General features: G+C 69.1%; 15 protein-coding genes. 6 read left to right on the forward strand and 9 right to left on the reverse strand.

The window, feature by feature from the left end:
* Window positions 1-2: 2 nt before the first annotated feature.
* Window positions 3-779 (forward strand): alpha/beta fold hydrolase, encoded by a 777-nt coding sequence (locus ACEXOR_RS01640; protein ID WP_374847648.1) that lies wholly within the window; start codon window positions 3-5, stop codon window positions 777-779.
* Window positions 780-806: 27 nt separating this feature from the next.
* Here the strand turns inward: ACEXOR_RS01640 and ACEXOR_RS01645 are convergent, their stop codons facing one another.
* From ACEXOR_RS01645 to ACEXOR_RS01660, 4 genes are all read right to left on the reverse strand, one after another.
* The gene (locus ACEXOR_RS01645; RefSeq protein ID WP_374847649.1) at window positions 807-1,415 is read right to left on the reverse strand and encodes a TetR/AcrR family transcriptional regulator; all 609 of its coding nucleotides are present in this window, start codon (window positions 1,413-1,415) and stop codon (window positions 807-809) included.
* Between the two features lie 21 nt (window positions 1,416-1,436).
* Window positions 1,437-1,865: a nuclear transport factor 2 family protein gene (locus ACEXOR_RS01650; protein ID WP_374847650.1), complete on the reverse strand. Its 429-nt coding sequence runs from the start codon at window positions 1,863-1,865 to the stop codon at window positions 1,437-1,439.
* Window positions 1,856-2,644: an MBL fold metallo-hydrolase gene (locus ACEXOR_RS01655; RefSeq protein WP_374847651.1), complete on the reverse strand. Its 789-nt coding sequence runs from the start codon at window positions 2,642-2,644 to the stop codon at window positions 1,856-1,858. Before ACEXOR_RS01655 ends, ACEXOR_RS01650 begins: the two co-directional genes overlap by 10 nt.
* 97 nt (window positions 2,645-2,741) lie before the next feature.
* On the reverse strand, window positions 2,742-4,319 hold the full coding sequence (locus tag ACEXOR_RS01660) for a carboxylesterase/lipase family protein (protein ID WP_374847652.1): 1,578 nt from the start codon (window positions 4,317-4,319) through the stop codon (window positions 2,742-2,744).
* A gap of 78 nt (window positions 4,320-4,397) precedes the next feature.
* Here ACEXOR_RS01660 and ACEXOR_RS01665 point away from each other — a divergent pair, with 78 nt between their 5' ends.
* Window positions 4,398-4,832: a MarR family winged helix-turn-helix transcriptional regulator gene (locus tag ACEXOR_RS01665; protein WP_374847653.1), complete on the forward strand. Its 435-nt coding sequence runs from the start codon at window positions 4,398-4,400 to the stop codon at window positions 4,830-4,832.
* 69 nt (window positions 4,833-4,901) lie between these two features.
* Here ACEXOR_RS01665 and ACEXOR_RS01670 read toward each other — a convergent pair whose 3' ends face one another.
* The 4 genes from ACEXOR_RS01670 to ACEXOR_RS01685 all read right to left on the reverse strand — a co-directional run bounded on the left by ACEXOR_RS01670 (window position 4,902) and on the right by ACEXOR_RS01685 (window position 9,743).
* Complete coding sequence (locus tag ACEXOR_RS01670) at window positions 4,902-5,396, reverse strand: MarR family winged helix-turn-helix transcriptional regulator (RefSeq protein ID WP_374847654.1); 495 nt, start codon at window positions 5,394-5,396, stop codon at window positions 4,902-4,904.
* Window positions 5,397-5,416: 20 nt separating this feature from the next.
* Window positions 5,417-6,412 (reverse strand): diacylglycerol/lipid kinase family protein, encoded by a 996-nt coding sequence (locus ACEXOR_RS01675; RefSeq protein ID WP_374847655.1) that lies wholly within the window; start codon window positions 6,410-6,412, stop codon window positions 5,417-5,419.
* A gap of 142 nt (window positions 6,413-6,554) precedes the next feature.
* Window positions 6,555-8,762: an MMPL family transporter gene (locus ACEXOR_RS01680; RefSeq protein ID WP_374847656.1), complete on the reverse strand. Its 2,208-nt coding sequence runs from the start codon at window positions 8,760-8,762 to the stop codon at window positions 6,555-6,557.
* Window positions 8,763-8,894: 132 nt separating this feature from the next.
* Window positions 8,895-9,743 carry a carbonic anhydrase gene (locus tag ACEXOR_RS01685; RefSeq protein ID WP_374847657.1) on the reverse strand — a complete coding sequence of 283 codons (849 nt, stop codon included), beginning with the start codon at window positions 9,741-9,743 and terminating at the stop codon, window positions 8,895-8,897.
* Between the two features lie 150 nt (window positions 9,744-9,893).
* Between ACEXOR_RS01685 and ACEXOR_RS01690 the strand changes: the two genes are divergently transcribed.
* Both ACEXOR_RS01690 and ACEXOR_RS01695 read left to right on the forward strand, forming a co-directional pair.
* Window positions 9,894-11,075, forward strand: a complete 1,182-nt coding sequence (locus ACEXOR_RS01690) for a sensor histidine kinase (RefSeq protein ID WP_374847658.1) — start codon at window positions 9,894-9,896, stop codon at window positions 11,073-11,075.
* A gap of 8 nt (window positions 11,076-11,083) precedes the next feature.
* Window positions 11,084-11,728, forward strand: coding sequence for a response regulator transcription factor (locus tag ACEXOR_RS01695; protein WP_374847659.1), 645 nt, complete (start codon window positions 11,084-11,086; stop codon window positions 11,726-11,728).
* A 74-nt stretch (window positions 11,729-11,802) separates the two neighbouring features.
* Here ACEXOR_RS01695 and ACEXOR_RS01700 read toward each other — a convergent pair whose 3' ends face one another.
* Window positions 11,803-12,840: a LacI family DNA-binding transcriptional regulator gene (locus ACEXOR_RS01700; protein WP_374847660.1), complete on the reverse strand. Its 1,038-nt coding sequence runs from the start codon at window positions 12,838-12,840 to the stop codon at window positions 11,803-11,805.
* A 223-nt stretch (window positions 12,841-13,063) separates the two neighbouring features.
* On the opposite strand from ACEXOR_RS01700, the gene ACEXOR_RS01705 reads away from it, so the two are divergent.
* Both ACEXOR_RS01705 and ACEXOR_RS01710 read left to right on the forward strand, forming a co-directional pair.
* Window positions 13,064-14,329: an ABC transporter substrate-binding protein gene (locus ACEXOR_RS01705; protein WP_374847661.1), complete on the forward strand. Its 1,266-nt coding sequence runs from the start codon at window positions 13,064-13,066 to the stop codon at window positions 14,327-14,329.
* Window positions 14,330-14,511: 182 nt separating this feature from the next.
* Window positions 14,512-15,357, forward strand: coding sequence for a carbohydrate ABC transporter permease (locus ACEXOR_RS01710; protein WP_374847662.1), 846 nt, complete (start codon window positions 14,512-14,514; stop codon window positions 15,355-15,357).
* Window position 15,358: the final 1 nt, after the last annotated feature.

The raw sequence follows: 15,358 nt of genomic DNA on the forward strand, positions 1-15,358 counted from the left end.
CCATGACAGACCTCCACCACACAGCGCTGGGCGCTGGGCACGCCGGTCTCGCACTCGCACACGGCGCCGGCGGAACCGTCTCCGCGCACTACGGGAGCATCCTCCCCGCGCTGGCCGCGGAACGCCGGGTCGTCGGGGTCGACTACCCGGGGTCGGGGGGATCGTTGCCGGCCACCGGAGAGCTGACGCTCGATCTCCTGGCCGATGCCGTCGTGGAGGCCGCCGTGGCCGAGGGGCTGGAGACCTTTCCGGTCGTCGGCTTCTCGCTCGGCGGAGCCGTCGCGGTGCGCGCGGCCGTGCGTCATCCCGATCGGGTGACCGCGCTGGTGCTCACGGCGAGCTTCGACCGGCCCGACAGCTACATGCAGTTCGCGGCCGACGTCTCGGGCGGAATCGGGGCGAGCGGCGACGGCGAGCTGCTCTCGAAGCTGCTCCTGATGCTCTCACTCCGCCCGTCGACCATCGGGGCGATGTCGATCGAGGCGCTCCGCTCGATGGCGGAGTCCGAGGCGCAGTCGCCCGAGCCGGGTGCGCCCGCGCAGTTCGAGCTCTTCGGCCGGGCCGACGTCTCGGCCGACCTCGCCCGCGTGACGGTGCCGACGCTCGTGATCGGCACGACCGAAGATCGCATCATCCCGATCGGCGTGCAGCGCCGGCTCGCCGAGGGCATCGCCGGGGCTCGCCTGATCGAGCTCGAGAGCGGTCACCTCGTTCCGGTGGAGCGCCCCGAGGAGTGGTCGCGGCTCATCCTCGACTTCCTGCGCGAGGTCGAGCGCTAGAGAGACCGGGAGGTCGAGCAGCCTGCCTCAGGCCGGCCAGGCCCGCATGGCCATCGCGGCGGCCTCTCGGAGCTCCTGCGCCGAGGCGCCGTCCTGCGCCTGACGTGACATGCCCTGCAGCACCGTCGTGTAGAAGCGTGCGAGCCGGGCTGCATCGGCGTCGGGGGGGAGGCGCCCGGCGTCGATGTCGTCCTGGATGCGGCGTTCCGCCTGGCTGGTGCCCGCCTCGCGGAGAACCCGGAGCTCGTCTTCGACCTCGGCGCTCGCCGGGCCGTGCGACGCAGTGGCCGTGATGATGAGGCAGCCGGGCGGATGGCTCGCATCGGTGTAGTCGTCGGCGGCGAACTCGAGCATCCCACGCACGGCGTCGAAGCCCGTGGGGGCGCCCTGCAGGATCTGCTCCATCGTGCGACCGTGCGTGCTCTGATAGAGGCGGATGCACTCGCCGAAGAGTCTGCGCTTGTCGCCGAAAGCGGCGTACAGGCTCGGCGGCCGGATGTCCATGGCCGTCGTGAGGGCGGCGATCGACGTGGAGTCGTAGCCGTGCGCCCAGAATTCGAGCATCGCCGCCTGGAGGGCGGCATCTCGGTCGAAGGCGCACGGCCGACCACGTGTTCTCGCCGGCGACAGAGTCATCCGGCGATTATATAGCGTGCCTTACAGATTGGAGGCGGCTTCGGCCACCTTGAGGGTGTCGACGAACTGCTCGAAGCGCACGATGAGTCCGCCGCGCACCACGAAGTGGTGGGCGACGCGCACGTCGAGGAGCTTGCCGGTGGCCTTGTTGGTGGCCGTGTAGCGGGCCAGCACGACCACGTCCTCGCCGTCGACGACGTAGCTGTCGTCGTGGGCGGCCCAGCCGTCCCAGTCGCGACCGAGGATCTCCATCACGTTCGAGGTGACGCCCTCAGGGGTGCGGTAGGTGCCAGCGAGGGGGAAGCCGGCCATCTCGGTCCACTCGACATCCGGAGCCATCGTCGCGCGGAGCGCCTCGAGGTCGCCCGCCGCCGAGGCGAGGTACTGGCGTCGAACGACGTCGCGTGGTTCGAGCGACTCGCTCCATTCGGCCTTCGTGGTCAGCCCCATGTCATCTCGCCCTTCGCGACCTTGGGCCCGATCTGGGCCGCGATCAGCATCCCCGACTCCGGGTAGCCGTCGACGAGGGCGGCGGTGGTCGCGGCACCGTCGGTGGACCGTTCCAGCACCTGCTCGAAGTTCACCAGGTAGTCGCGGGTGTAGCCGACGGCGCTCGCGTCGGTGGCGGTGCCGGGCAGACGGTGCCCCGGCACGACGAGCTGCGGCTCGAGGGCCGTGATCTCGTCGAGCGCGGCGACCCAGGCGGCGCGCGACTCGGGGGTCGCGGTGTCGGCCGTCCAGACGTGCTCCTGCTGGAAGACCAGCACTCCGCCGATCACCGAACGGCTCTCGGCGTGCCAGAGGTAGTGGCGGTCGGGCAGCTCGGCCGAGCCGCCGTGCAGCTCGAGGCGCTCGCCGTCGACGACCAGTGCGTCATCCGTGAGGGGGGTGAGCGGAACGAGGCGGGTCGGGAGGTTCGCGCCGAGCGCGGCCCACGCCTTCAGCTTGCCCTCGAACGACGCCTGGATGTGCTCGATCACGATCGGGGTGGCGACCAGCGCGGCATCCGGGAAGGCATCGGCGATCACTTCGAGACCGAAGTAGTAGTCGGGGTCGGCGTGACTGACGAACACGGTGGTGAGCGTCTTGCCCGAGTCGAGGATGGCGGCGACCAGGCGGTGGCCGTCGGCGAGGGTGAAGCCGGCGTCGACCAGCAGTGCCTCAGTGGGGCCGGTGACGAGCACGGCCGACTTGTTCTTCGACCCGGCGGGGAAATCCAGGTCGAGCACTTCGAAATTCAGGGACATGGTGACCGGTGGTCCTTTCAGAAGGCGGTGCCGGGCGGTTGCGCGGCTCTGGTCCAGACAACAAAAGCTGACTGCTCAGCTATTCCCGATCGACGGGGGATGGACGAAGCCCGGCTGAATCGGCGGCGTCGACCGGGTCGTCCCAGTTGCGGTACGTGCTCCAGGCGGCACGCGCGGCGCCCCGGGGGTCGGATTCGACCCGCAGGGTCTGATCGATGATCAACGTCTGGCGCGAGGCCTCGTCGAACTGCGGCCAGTCGTCGGCCGGGTCGTCGTGCAGGACGAAGGCGACCCACCTGGACATCATGGCTGCCGACACTCCGAGGGATGCGCGTCCTCCTCCGAGGAGCCGTGAGACGCCCCGGCCCTCCTGGGTGGTGCCGAACACGAAGGCGATGTCGGTGCCATGGGTGGCTCCCAACCCGGCGAGACGCATCAGGGGTGTCGCGTAGTCGAGTCGGTAGACCCAGGTGGGCGCGTACCGCGAGTGGGCCTCCGCCACCGCCACCGACGGGTACCAGAACACGATGTCGCCGCCCAGCTGCGCGGCAGCCTTCTTCGACGGGTACCCCGGATAGTTCGCGACCACGCGCTCTCTCGCCGAGGGGTCGGTGAGGCCGAACATGCTCTCGATGCTCGGCGCCGTGACGGGGATGTCGGGGACGTCCTTCTTGCGACTCAAGAACTGGAACAGGGCCCCCTCCGCCGCATTCGTGCCGATGATCAGCGGAATCCGGGCGGCCGTGCCGTTGCGGAACGCCTCCAGTGGCCGCTCGGGCAGGAAGTCGCCGTCGACCACCGGCGACATGCTCAGCGTTCCGGGCTGTTCGCGCGGGTGGAGCTCGGCGAGCCGGGTCGCCGCAGCCAGGATCTCCTCGGGTGACGCCTCGGTGAGGCGGTCGGCCACGCCGTGGTCGCCTCGTCCGAGAAGGTCGAGGAACTGCTCCGCCCACTTCTGCGCCCGCTCACGGCGGTACACCGAGGCCGGGGCGCTCGACTGGGCGATCGCGCGATGGAACAGGCCGGCGGCCGAGGGAACGCACATCAGTGTGGTGACCGAGATCGCTCCCGCCGACTCCCCGAAGAGGGTGACGTCGTCGGGATCCCCGCCGAAACGTGCGATGTTCTCGCGAACCCACTGCAGAGCCGCAACCTGGTCGCGCAAGCCGATGTTGGTGTCGAAGGGGCGCTCCGGGGTCGAGTAGCGCGAGAGGTCGAGAAAACCGAAGGCGTTCACCCGGTAGTTGAACGTCACGAAGACCGCATCCGCCCGGTGGGCCAGGTGCTTCCCCTGATAGAAGCTCGACGCGCCGAACTGGTAGGCGCCGCCGTGGATCCACACCATCACGGGGCGCGGCGCCTCGCTCGGGGTGGCGGGGCGGAGCACGTTGACCGTCAGCGAGTCTTCGCTGGTGCCCTCGTCGCCGGCGCCGCCCTCGGCTGCGGACCGGTCGGCCTGGATCGGTGCCGGCCCGAACGCCGACGCGTCGAGCACGCCCGGCCATGGCTCCGGGGGCGCGGGCGCCTGAAAGCGGCGAGTGCCGACCGGGGGCGCGGCGAACGGGATCCCGCGCCAGGCGATCAGTGAATCGTCTCGGATGCCGCGGACGACACCGTGCGTCGTCGTCACGTCGAGCTCGGGTGCGGATGTCGTCATCTCGGGTCTCCCGTCATCTGCGGTCATAAGTGTTTATGGCAAACAGTGTTTGTATTCGTGAATGTCTATCATGGAGAAATGACCTTCGCATCCGAATTGGGCAGACAGTTGGGGCCGCTTCGGCGATCGGTCACCCAGGCGACGCGCGCCGAGGAGGCGCTGCCCGATCTTCCCGAGGCCCACATCGAGGTGCTGCGGCTGCTCGGCGACCAGCCCGACCTCTCGACCACCCAGATCGCGGGTCGGCTGCGGCTGGCGCGCCCCACCGTGAGCAACCTGCTGAGTTCGATGGTGAGATCCGACCTCGTCGAGCTGGTGCGGCAGAGCACCGACCGACGGCTGGTCACGGTCAGGCGTACACCGCGCGCGGTCGAGCTGCTGGCCCGCTACGACGTGACGAGCGAGCGGATCATCGACGAGGCGCTGGCACGGCTGAGCAGCCGGGACCGATCGGCGCTCGAGAAAGCGGTGCCCGCGATGGAGCGGCTGATCGAGGTACTCAACCGGCCGTGACGCCCCGACACCCTGACGCCCCGACACCCTGACGCCCCGGCTTTCTGACACCCGGGCGGCGAACCGTGATCAGGGCATGACAGGGAGGGCGCGGGCCGCGTTGACGCTGAGCGTGCGGATCGCCTCGGCGAAGACCGCGGCCTGGTCGGGAGGGAGCACGTCGAGCAGGTAGCGCTCCACATTGCGGGCGTGCAGGGCGCTCGCCGCGAGCAGTGCCCGGGCGCCGGCCTCCGTCAGCTCCACCAGCTGCACCCGCGCATCCTGAGCCGACGCGGAACGCACGATCAGCCCCTGCTCGGCGGCACGATGGACGAGCCGCGTCGCCCCGCCCGAGGTGAGCACCCGCGCTTGCGCGATGTCGCGCACCGGCACGCCGCCCGGTCCCGCCCGGCCCACCACCAGCAGCAGCTCGAACACGGAATGACTGAGGCCCGTCTCGGCCTCGAGCTCGTGACCCAGGATGTACTCGAGCCGGTTCGCCGCTCCCAGCAGGCGACCGAACACCAGGATGCGCGGGTCGTTCGCGGCCTCCTGGGGGGTGGCGAACTCGCTTGCAGAAGACACCCACCCACCCTACGGCCGCTTCAGTCCCGGGCTGCAGGGCAGCGCACCAGCAGGGCGCCCGGCTGCACCGCGAAGCGCACCGCCCGGGCCTCGCCCACGACGTCGCCGTCGACCTCGACCAGCTGGGCCGAATCGGTGTGCACGACGATGGAGCCGCCCCGCACGTGAGGCATGTGCCGGCTGTCGCGGCGATCGTGGGTGAGTACCGACCAGGCCACGCGGGCCCAGTCGAGCGGGGTGCGCTGGTAGAGCACGACCCCGTCGAGCACCCCGTCGAACGGGTCGGCGTCGGGCATCAGGCTGAGCCCCATCATGAGCGAGCCGCAGTTGCCCACGACGATGCCGCGCGAGCGGCGGTGGTCCATCAGCACCCCGTCGACCGACACGGTGGTGGCCGACATCGGGCGCTGGATGGCGCGGGTTCCCGAGACGAGATAGGCCGAGGGGCCCAGGCGCGTCTTCATGGTGTGGTTCGCGCCGGCCATCATGGCGGCGTCGAATCCCGCACCGGCCATCACCAGGAACGCGAAGCGCTCGGTGTGCTGCCCGTCGCCGTCGACGTCGAGCTCGGCCCAGCCCACGTCGACGGCGCGGTCGACGCCCGTGCACGCGACCTTCACGGCCTCGACGATGTCTTTGCGGGGGATGCCGAGGTTGCGGGCGAGCAGGTTGCCGGTGCCGCGGGCGAGGATCGCCATCGAGACCCCGGTTCCTGCGAGCTCCTGGGCGACGGTGCGGATGGTTCCGTCGCCGCCCGCCACGAAGACGAGGTCGACCCCGGCGGCCACGGCCAGGCGCGCCTCGTCGGAGCCGCGGGTCTCGGCGGTGGTGTGCAGCCACAGCGGCGAGAGCCAGCCCTGGGCCTGGAAGGCGCGGCTGACCTGGGCCGTGAAGCGGGCCAGGTGCCGGGCGGAGAACTTGACCGGGTTCACGATCACGGCCGCCTGATTGACCGAGGTGCTCGGTGCGGTGGGAGCGTCGTTCAGTGGGCCGGGGGTGAGGGTCGCGTTGGTCATGATGGAAGTCTCGCCGAGTGGCGGGTTCGGGTCGTCCTTCACGGGGATGACCTCCTTCTACTGCGGGTGGAGTAGCCGCACAGGGCTCGTGGACGTGGCTGTGGGGCCGCCGCTGCCGCGACGGCCCCACCGGTACCGGGTGCTACTTGGACGCGTCGACCAGCTCCTGGTCGGCGGCCACGGGCGTCGCATCGAGCGAGTGGCCCTCGGTGTCGACGTGGGGGATGATCTTGTCGAGCCATTTCGGCAGCCACCAGGCCGAGTTTCCGAGCAGACTCAGCAGGGCCGGCATGAGCACCAGTCGCACGATGAACGCATCGGCCATCACGCCCACCATGAGCCCGAAGGCGATGGATGCCCCGATCGCGAACTCCCCGGTGGCGAAGCCGGCGAACACGACCGTCATGATGGCGGCGGCGGCCACGAGCACCGGGCCCGAGCGGGCGAAGCCCTCCCGGATAGCGGCCTTGGGGTCCATCCCCTTGTCGTGCATCTCCTTGATCCGCGACACCAGGAACACCTGGTAGTCCATCGCGAGGCCGAAGAGCACACCCACCAGCAGGAGCGGCAGCAGGCTCAGCATCGGGTCGCCCTGCGGAGCCGCGATGACCGGGTCGAGCCAACCCCACTGGAACACCGCGGTGCTCGCTCCGAACGAGGCTCCCACGGAGAGCAGGTAGCCGAGCGTCGCGATCAGCGGGATGAGCAGGGAGCGGAACATCACGATCAGCAGCAGCAGTGAGATCACCACGATCACGATGATGTATTTGATCAGGGCCTGCGTGAGTGCCGCATCCTGATCGATGCCGATCGCCGTCTCGCCCGTCACCTCGAGGTGCACACCGGCCGGAGTGTCCGCGTTGTCGCGGATCTCGTGCACGATGTCCTTCGTCTCGTCGTCGATCGGGCTGCCATTCGGGATGAGCGTGATGCGGGCCATCGAGCCGTCGGCGGAGACCTCGGCCGGAACGACCTGACGAACGCCGTCGAGGCCGGCGAGATCCTGCTCGACCTGAGCGGTCTTCGAGGCGATGTCATCTCCCTCGGCGAGCACGATCAGCGGACTCTGGATGCCACCGAACTCGTCGACGATGAGGTTGTACGCGGTGCGCTCGGTGGACTGCGGGTCGGAACCACCGGGGATGTTGAAGGCGGTCTTCATGCTGAACAGCGGCAGCGCCACGATGACCAGGATGACCACGCCGGCGAAGGCCGAGATGATCGGCTTCTTCACGACGAAGCTTCCCCAGCCCCGCATGACACCGCGCTTCTGCACGCCGCCCTCGGTGTAGAGCTCGCCGGCGGCGAGCGCTTTGCGCTGTTTTCCGGAGAGGGCCCGGGTGCCCAGGGTGCGCATTACCGCCGGGAGCAGGGTCAGCGACAGCAGCACGGCGACGAGCACGGCGGCCGCGGCAGCGAAGCCCATCTCGGTGATGAAGCTGAGGTTGGCCACCAGGAGAGCCACGAGGGCGATGATCACGGTGAGGCCGGCGAAGACGACCGCGGTTCCGGCGGTGCCGGAAGCTCGGGCGACCGAGTCCTCGACGGTCTTGCCCGACCGGAGTTCGATCCGGAACCGGGAGAGGATGAACAGGGTGTAGTCGATCCCGACCGCGAGGCCCAGCATCGACGCGAGGATGATGGAGTTCTCGCCGATCGGAAAGAGCGAGCCGTAGGCCAGGACGCCGACGAGGCTCACACCGACGCCGAAGACGGCGATGAGCAGGTTGACGCCCGCGGCGAGCAGCGAGCCGAAGGTCAGGATGAGCACGAGGAACGCGATGACCACGCCGGCGCCCTCTCCCACACCGGGCGCGGGTGCGCCGAGGGGAACGAGGTTTCCGCCGAGTTCGACGCCGAGGTCGTTCGGGGCGTTGGCCTGAAGTTCGAGGGCGGCGTCGTAGTACTCGATCTGCTGGTCGTCGGTGAGATCACCGTAGGTGATCGTCGAGACGGCGAGAGTGCCGTCGGCCGAGACGTACGGCCGGGTCGCGTCGAAGGGATCGCTGACCGACTGCGCACCGGGCAGGCTCGACGCCTCGCTCAGCACGCTGGTGATTTCGGCGGCGGTCGCCGGGTCGGCGACGTTTCCGCTCTCAGGCTGGAAGACCAGCTGCAGGGTCTGGCCGGCGGCGGCCTCACCGGAGGAGGGGAACTCCTCGTTCATCCGCTCCAGGGCCTGAGATGCCGGGGAATCCGGAACGGACGTGGTGGCCTCGCCGGAGCTGCCGGAGTTGCTGCCGACGACGAGGGTTCCGATCAGGGCGGCGAAGATCAGCAGCCAGGCGCCGACCACCACCAATCGGTGCCGAGCGCTGAAGCGCCCGATCTTTGCTAAGAACGTGGACATGATCTCTCCTTGAAGTGGGGGTGAATCGGGGGAAAAGTTGTGATGCTCCATAGTCCCGAGAGGGCGGATGCGGCGAATCATCCGGTCGAAGCGAGCGGGCTACTGCAACGGCAGTAGCCCGCAACGGCGCTGCTAATCCGCCTGGATCGCGCCGACGCCGCCGGTGACGACGCGGTCGCCGAGGGGCATCACCGGTCGCGAATTGTGCTCGTGCGCTCCGGAGAGGGTCGCGAGCTGGCCGGCCGAGAACTGCACCGGCGTCGACAGCACGATCCACTGCACGTCCTCGGTGCAGGGCGGCGTGGTGAGGCTGCCCTCGTAGGCGTAGTGATCCAGCGAGGCGGGGAGGAGGGTCGCGATGTCGACGGCGAGCTCGGGCGCAGCGGGGCCGTCGTCGTCGTCCTCCCCTTCTGCCGCGGCGGGAACATCGTCGAGGGAGTCGACGAACGGCGCCCAGGCGGCCGATTCCTCGCCCTCCGTGCCGAGCACTCCGACGACCAGCAGCTCGCCGTCGTCGTTCGCGTGCACGAAGTGGAACTCCGCCGCGGCCGGCTGGCCGGCCACGGTGTGCTCCGACGGGGTGTGGAAGTGCATCTGGGCGAGCTCGTAGTCGTCGCCCTCGAAGGTGACCGTCGAGGCGTCGTCGGCATCCTTCAGCTGGATGGTGTGGCCGGTGTCGACCACGTCGCCCTCGGTGGGCTCCGTGGTGAGCGTGAGCTGCTCGACGGCGGTCGGCACCGTCGCGGGCAGGTCGATCGGCGACTGGGCGGAGCCGGTGTCGCAGCCGGAGTACTCGGAGCTCAGATGCCCCCACTCGCCCGGGCCCTCTGCGCCGTCGTACGACCAGTGCGGTGCGGGCGCCGCGGAGGCGGCGGGGGCCGGGCTGTCGGTGGGGCTCGCCGAACCAGGCGAGGCGCATCCGGCGAGAGCGACTGCGGCAGCGCCGACGAGGGTGGGGATGAGGAATCGGTTGCGGTCCATGGTGTCTCCTTGGGTCGGTCATCCCAGCCTTCGGGAGGCCTCTTGAGCGCGAATCGTGCCGCCGCAGGTGCCTCGTCTACTGCAGATGCAGTAGACCGGGTCATCCGCCGGGCGGGGGAGCGGAGGGAGTGACAGTGCGATGATCGAGTCATGACGACCACAGGGGATGCGGCCCGGGTTCGCGGCCGGATGTGGTTCCTGCGCCCCCAGCTCTTCGACCGGGGCACGATCGTCGTCACCGTGCTGGCCGCCGTCACCGAGGCCACGCTCATCCCGATGGGGGAGAGCAAGGGCGGGTTCGTCGGCCTGCTGGTCACGCTGCTCGGGGTGGCCATCGCGCGGCGCTGGCGCTGGCTCGGCCTCGCGGTGGTGGTGGCCGGCCCGCTGCTCGACACGGCGCTCGGGTTCCAGCCCATCGTTCCGTGGACGATCGCGGTCTTCACCGCCTTCTCCGTGACCGTGCGCGGTCTCCCGGCGCTGTGGGTGGGTGTGCTGGTCGGCGGGGCGGTCTACTTCAGCGTCATGCTGGCCGACGGTCGCGGCTGGGTCGACCCGGTGGCGTTCGCCGCCGTCGGCATGTCGTTCACGGCCGCAGCAGCCGGGAGCGCGCTCCGCAACCAGAGCCGCTACTGGGACGAGCTCGAACAACGAGCCCAGGATGCCGTCGCGAACCGCGAGGCGGAGGCGAACCGGCGGGTGGCCGAAGAGCGGCTCCGCATCGCGCGCGACCTGCACGACGTGGTCGGACACGAGATCGCGGTGCTGAACATGCACCTCGGGGTGGCCGAGGTCAATCTCCCCGAGGGGGCCGTGACGGCGAAGTCGTCGCTGACCGAGGCCCGCGGCAACGTGCGGGAGATCCTGCAGGAGACGCAGCGCATCCTGCATGTGCTGCGGTCGGAGGAGGCCGACTCCGCCGAGGGTGACGCGCTCCGCCCGGCTCCCGACCAGGCCGGCATCCCGGCCATGATCGACCGGTTCCGCTCCGGCGGCCTCGAGATCGTCTCCGAGATCGACCCTCCACCGCCCGAGGTCGACCCGGAGGTCGACTCCGCATCGTTCCGCATCGTTCAGGAGGCTCTGACGAACGCCCAGAAGCATGGAGCCGGCGACGCCCGCGTGCAGGTGACGGTCGTCGACGACCGCATCCTGATCGTGGTGGCCAACGGCAAGCCGCCGCGGTCGGTCGCCACGCCCGGCCGGCGGGGGCTCGGTCTGGTCGGGATGCGGGAGCGCGCGACCTCCGCCGGAGGCCGCCTGGAGATCGACGACGGGGCGCGCACTTTCACGGTGCGCGCGACGCTGAGAGCTGACGGAGGTGACGTGCGATGATCCGGGTGATGATCGTGGACGACCAGGTGATGATCAGGGCCGGCCTCCGGGCGATCCTCGACTCGCAGTCCGACATCGAGGTGGTCGCCGACACCGGTGACGGCATCGAGGCCGTGCGCATCGCGGGCGAGACCGGCCTCGACGTCGTGTTGATGGACATCCGGATGCCGGGCATCGACGGGGTCGAGGCCACGCGTCGGCTGCGGGCCGCGCACCCGGCCGAGGAGCTGCGCATCGTGGTGCTCACCACGTTCGAGAGCGATGAGAACGTGATCGCGGCCCTGCGTGCGGGTGCCAACGGCTTTCTCAGCAAGGCGGTCGGCCCGACCGAGCTCGCCGAGGCCATCCGCGACGTGGCGCTCGGTGGCGGAGCGCTGTCGGCCGCCGCGACGGCGGCGCTGATCGGTCACGTCACCGACGAACGCCGCCCGGAGGTCGACGCCGGGATGGTCGATCGCTTCTCGGCCCTCACGCCGCGCGAGCGCGACGTGGTGATCGCCATCGCCACCGGGCTCGACAACGCCCAGATCGCCGCGCAGATGTTCGTCTCCCCGTTCACCGTGAAGACGCACGCGAATCGGGCGATGATGAAGCTCGGCGCGCGCGACCGCGCGCAACTGGTGACGTTCGCCTACCGCGCCGGCCTCGGCTGAGCACACGCGGATGCTCGGCCGGGCGGAGCCGGTCGCGGTCGACGTCTCCGACGCCGCCCCCGCGGTCGATGGGGCTAGGGCGCGGACGTCGAGTTGCGGATGACGATCGCCGGATCGAGGGTGATCTGCTTGGCCTCGGTGCGAGACCCCTCGATCCGCTCGAGGAGGAGATCGACGGCCGTCGACCCGGTCAGCTCCCCGTACTGATCGATAGTCGTGAGCGAGACCAGCGGGTGGCTGGCCAATTCGATGTTGTCGTAACCCACGACGGAGACGTCGCCGGCGGTCAGCCCCCGCTCCGCGATCGCGCGGAGGGCTCCGATGGCGAGAGTGTCGTTACCGGCGAGGATCGCCGTCGGCCGTGCCGACTGGTCGAGCAGATCGAGTGTCGCCTCGGAGGCGGAGTGCTCTGAGGCATCGGTGAAGACGACGCGCTGCGGCGAACGGATGGCCGTCATCCGCGATTCGTAGGTGGCCCGCCTGATCGAGTGCGGAGCCTCCGAGTCGGGGCGGTCGGGTGCCGCGTGCACCGTGAGGTGGGCGATCTCGGTGTGACCGAGCGCGATGAGGTGATCCATCGCCAGGTTGACGCCGGCGGCGTCGTCGTTGGTGACGGTGTCGTAGTTCGTGGGGCGGTCGTGACGACCGATCAGAACCGTCGGCACGTACTCCGCGAATCGATCCAGCCACACCGGGTCGACGTCCAGAGAGATGGCGATGATGCCGTCGACCTGCCGGTCGACCAGGGCATCCAGAACGTGTTTGTCGCCCTCGCCCTCCAGGGCCGGGGCGATGATCAGCTGATAACCCGAGTTCGCCAGCCGGCGAGCGGCGCCCGTCGTGACCTGAGTGAAGAAGTCGTTGCCGATCTGCGGGATCTCGGACCCGATGGCCATCGTGAAGGTCTGGCCCCTGAGCCCCCTGGCCGACGTGCTCGGTCGATAGTTGAGATCGTCGATGGCCGCTTCGACCCGCCGTCTCATCGCGGGGCTCACCCCGTAGGCGTTCCGGATGACCTTGGAGACCGCGCCTTGCGATACTCCGGCATGACTGGCCACGTCGGCCAGAGACGGTCGACGTTTCCGCCCTGACTGCACGCCCTCTTGGGTCACTCCGACCTCCCTCGGCTCGTCCGCGATGCCATCAGCAGAGTCTATCCAGGTCGTCCCGGCTCGCTGGGCTGCCTTCGTCAATCGATTAATGTAAATCGATTGACAGACGTCAGAGGCGTCTTTAGGATCGGTTCAACGTCGTCCGAGCGGGCATCTTTCCCGAAGCGACCTGCGTCCGAGCGCACCGGCTCCGGCGTCCGAATGAAGTCCAATGGAGCATTTCATGCGAAAGACACAAGCAGCACTGGCGATCGTGGCCGGCACAGCCCTCGCCCTGACGTTCTCGGGTTGTTCGACCGACACGTCGTCCGGCGACGCCGGAGGAGACATCACCCTCACGATGTCCGGCTGGGCCGATGACGACATCGCAGCGGCGCTCATCACCCAGTTCGAGACCGATCACCCCGGCGTGACCATCAAGTACACCGGTCTGCCGTGGCCTGGTATCACCACCCAGATCAACACAGAACTCGTCTCCGGTACGGCGTCGGACATCGTCGTCGTCTTCCCGGGGAACGGCGGCCCCATCGCCGCACAGACCCTGGCCAAAGGCAACTATCTGGCCGACCTGAGCGATCAGCCCTGGGTCGACGACTTCAACGACGCCAACAAGGCCGTGATGGGTGCTGACGGCGAGGTGCTGATGGGCTCGAACGGCTTCACCATCATCCCCGCGATCTACAACTCCCAGGCTCTCGCGGCAGTGGGGGCCACGCCCCCCACCACGTGGGACGAGGTGCTCGGCCTCTGCGACACCGCGAAGTCGCACGGCAAGGTGGCGTACGCTCTCGGCGCGCTCGCCGGCGGTAATTACACCAACCTCCCATACGCGCTGACGGCGACGCTCGTCTACGGAGCGAACCCCGACTTCGTCGCGGAGCAGACCTCGGGCGACACCACGTTCAGCGATTCGAAGTGGAACGACGCGCTCGACAAGATCACCGAGATGACGGATGCCGGCTGCTTCACCGCCGATGCCACCGGAACCAGCCTCGAAGCCGCGCAGGGGCAGGTCGCCAAGGGCGACGCGCTCGGCATCGTGACGGTCAGCCCGCAGATCGCCGCGATCCAGGAACTCGCCCCTGAGGGAACCACCTTCGAGACGGCGGCGTTCCCCGCGACGAACGATGCGTCGGAGACCGTGCTCCCCGTGGGGCTCGGCTCCGGTTACGGCGTCAACGCCAAGTCCGAGCACATCGACCTGGCCAAGGAGTTCGTGGCGCTCTACCTCTCCGACGTCGGCCTGAACATCGCACTCGATGCCGGCTCGATGTTCCCGAGCATTCCCACCGACGGGTACACCCCCACGCCGGAGCTGGCCGGGGTCGCCGACCAGGCACGGAGTGACAAGACCGTCTCGTTCCCCGACCAGACCTGGCCGAACGCGGTCGTCAACCAGGCCTACACCGACGGCCTGCAGACCTTCATCGGCGGCCAGACCTCGGCAGCCGACCTCCTCAAGGCGATGGACTCCGCGTTCACCGGCTGACGCACCGCAGCATCAGCTGAGGTGCGATGCGGCGGCGCACACCCGTCGCCGCATCGCACCTCGCCTCATCCCGTTCCGAAAGCAACGAATCGAGCAACATCATGGCGCTGGCCCTGGCTGAGACCGTAAAGACACCTGTTCCGAGAAAACGTCGCCGTCGCTACCGGGGATCAGCGTCATCCGTGTGGTGGTTCATCCTCCCCGCAGCGGCGCTGTACGTCTTCGCGGTCGTGGTGCCCAGCGTCAAGGGAAGCGTGTTCGCCTTCACCGACTGGGACGGGGTGTCTCCCGATCCGGCGTTCGTAGGGTTCGACCAGTTCGTGCGCATCTTCTCGGATCCGGCCGGCGTGATCGCGATCCGTAACACGCTCCTCATCGCCGTCGTGGTCATGGTCGTTCAGAACCTGCTCGGTCTCCTCCTGGCGCTCGCCCTCAACTCCCGGATCAAGACCCGCAACATCCTCCGGGTGCTCATCTTCGCCCCCGTGGTCATCACCTCGATCGCGGTCGGCTTCCTCTGGCAGAACCTCCTCGCCCCCGACGGCGGTGTCAACCAGGCGCTCGACGCGCTGGGGCTCGGGGCGTTGCAGCAGAACTGGCTCGGAGACCCGGACATCGCGATCTGGTCGGTGATGGTCGTCATCATCTGGCAGTTCGTCGGCTATTCCATGGTGATCTTCCTGGCCGGGCTGCAGGGCATCCCGCCCGAGATCCTCGAGGCCGCCTCCATCGACGGTGCCGGACCGATCCGACGCTTCTGGTCGGTGGTGCGCCCGTCTCTCGCCCCGGCGATCACCATCAACCTGATGCTCTCGCTGATCGGCGGGTTGAAGCTCTTCGACCAGGTCTTCGTCATGACGAAGGGCGGGCCGGGAGGTGCGACGAACACGATCTCCACCCTCATCTACTCGAACGCCTTCGCACTCGGCCGCTTCGGTTACGGGGCCGCCCTGGCGGTCGTCCTCGCCGTGTTCGTCGCGATCGTGTCCGGCATCCAGTACTGGCTCCTGGCCAAGCAGGCGCGCTGAC

The sequence above is a fragment of the Herbiconiux liangxiaofengii genome, assembly GCF_041927335.1.
GTDB classification, from domain to species: domain Bacteria; phylum Actinomycetota; class Actinomycetes; order Actinomycetales; family Microbacteriaceae; genus Herbiconiux; species Herbiconiux liangxiaofengii.

Excerpts from the sequence above, each read along its gene's own strand:
- ACEXOR_RS01705 (WP_374847661.1), top strand. The coding sequence starts at position 13,064 with ATGCGAAAGACACAAGCAGCACTGGCGATCGTGGCCGGCACAGCCCTC.
- ACEXOR_RS01690 (WP_374847658.1), top strand. The coding sequence starts at position 9,894 with ATGACGACCACAGGGGATGCGGCCCGGGTTCGCGGCCGGATGTGGTTC.
- ACEXOR_RS01640 (WP_374847648.1), top strand. The coding sequence starts at position 3 with ATGACAGACCTCCACCACACAGCGCTGGGCGCTGGGCACGCCGGTCTC.
- ACEXOR_RS01680 (WP_374847656.1), bottom strand. The coding sequence starts at position 8,762 with ATGTCCACGTTCTTAGCAAAGATCGGGCGCTTCAGCGCTCGGCACCGA.
- ACEXOR_RS01665 (WP_374847653.1), top strand. The coding sequence starts at position 4,398 with ATGACCTTCGCATCCGAATTGGGCAGACAGTTGGGGCCGCTTCGGCGA.
- ACEXOR_RS01645 (WP_374847649.1), bottom strand. The coding sequence starts at position 1,415 with ATGACTCTGTCGCCGGCGAGAACACGTGGTCGGCCGTGCGCCTTCGAC.
- ACEXOR_RS01660 (WP_374847652.1), bottom strand. The coding sequence starts at position 4,319 with ATGACGACATCCGCACCCGAGCTCGACGTGACGACGACGCACGGTGTC.
- ACEXOR_RS01695 (WP_374847659.1), top strand. The coding sequence starts at position 11,084 with ATGATCGTGGACGACCAGGTGATGATCAGGGCCGGCCTCCGGGCGATC.
- ACEXOR_RS01675 (WP_374847655.1), bottom strand. The coding sequence starts at position 6,412 with ATGACCAACGCGACCCTCACCCCCGGCCCACTGAACGACGCTCCCACC.
- ACEXOR_RS01685 (WP_374847657.1), bottom strand. The coding sequence starts at position 9,743 with ATGGACCGCAACCGATTCCTCATCCCCACCCTCGTCGGCGCTGCCGCA.
- ACEXOR_RS01650 (WP_374847650.1), bottom strand. The coding sequence starts at position 1,865 with ATGGGGCTGACCACGAAGGCCGAATGGAGCGAGTCGCTCGAACCACGC.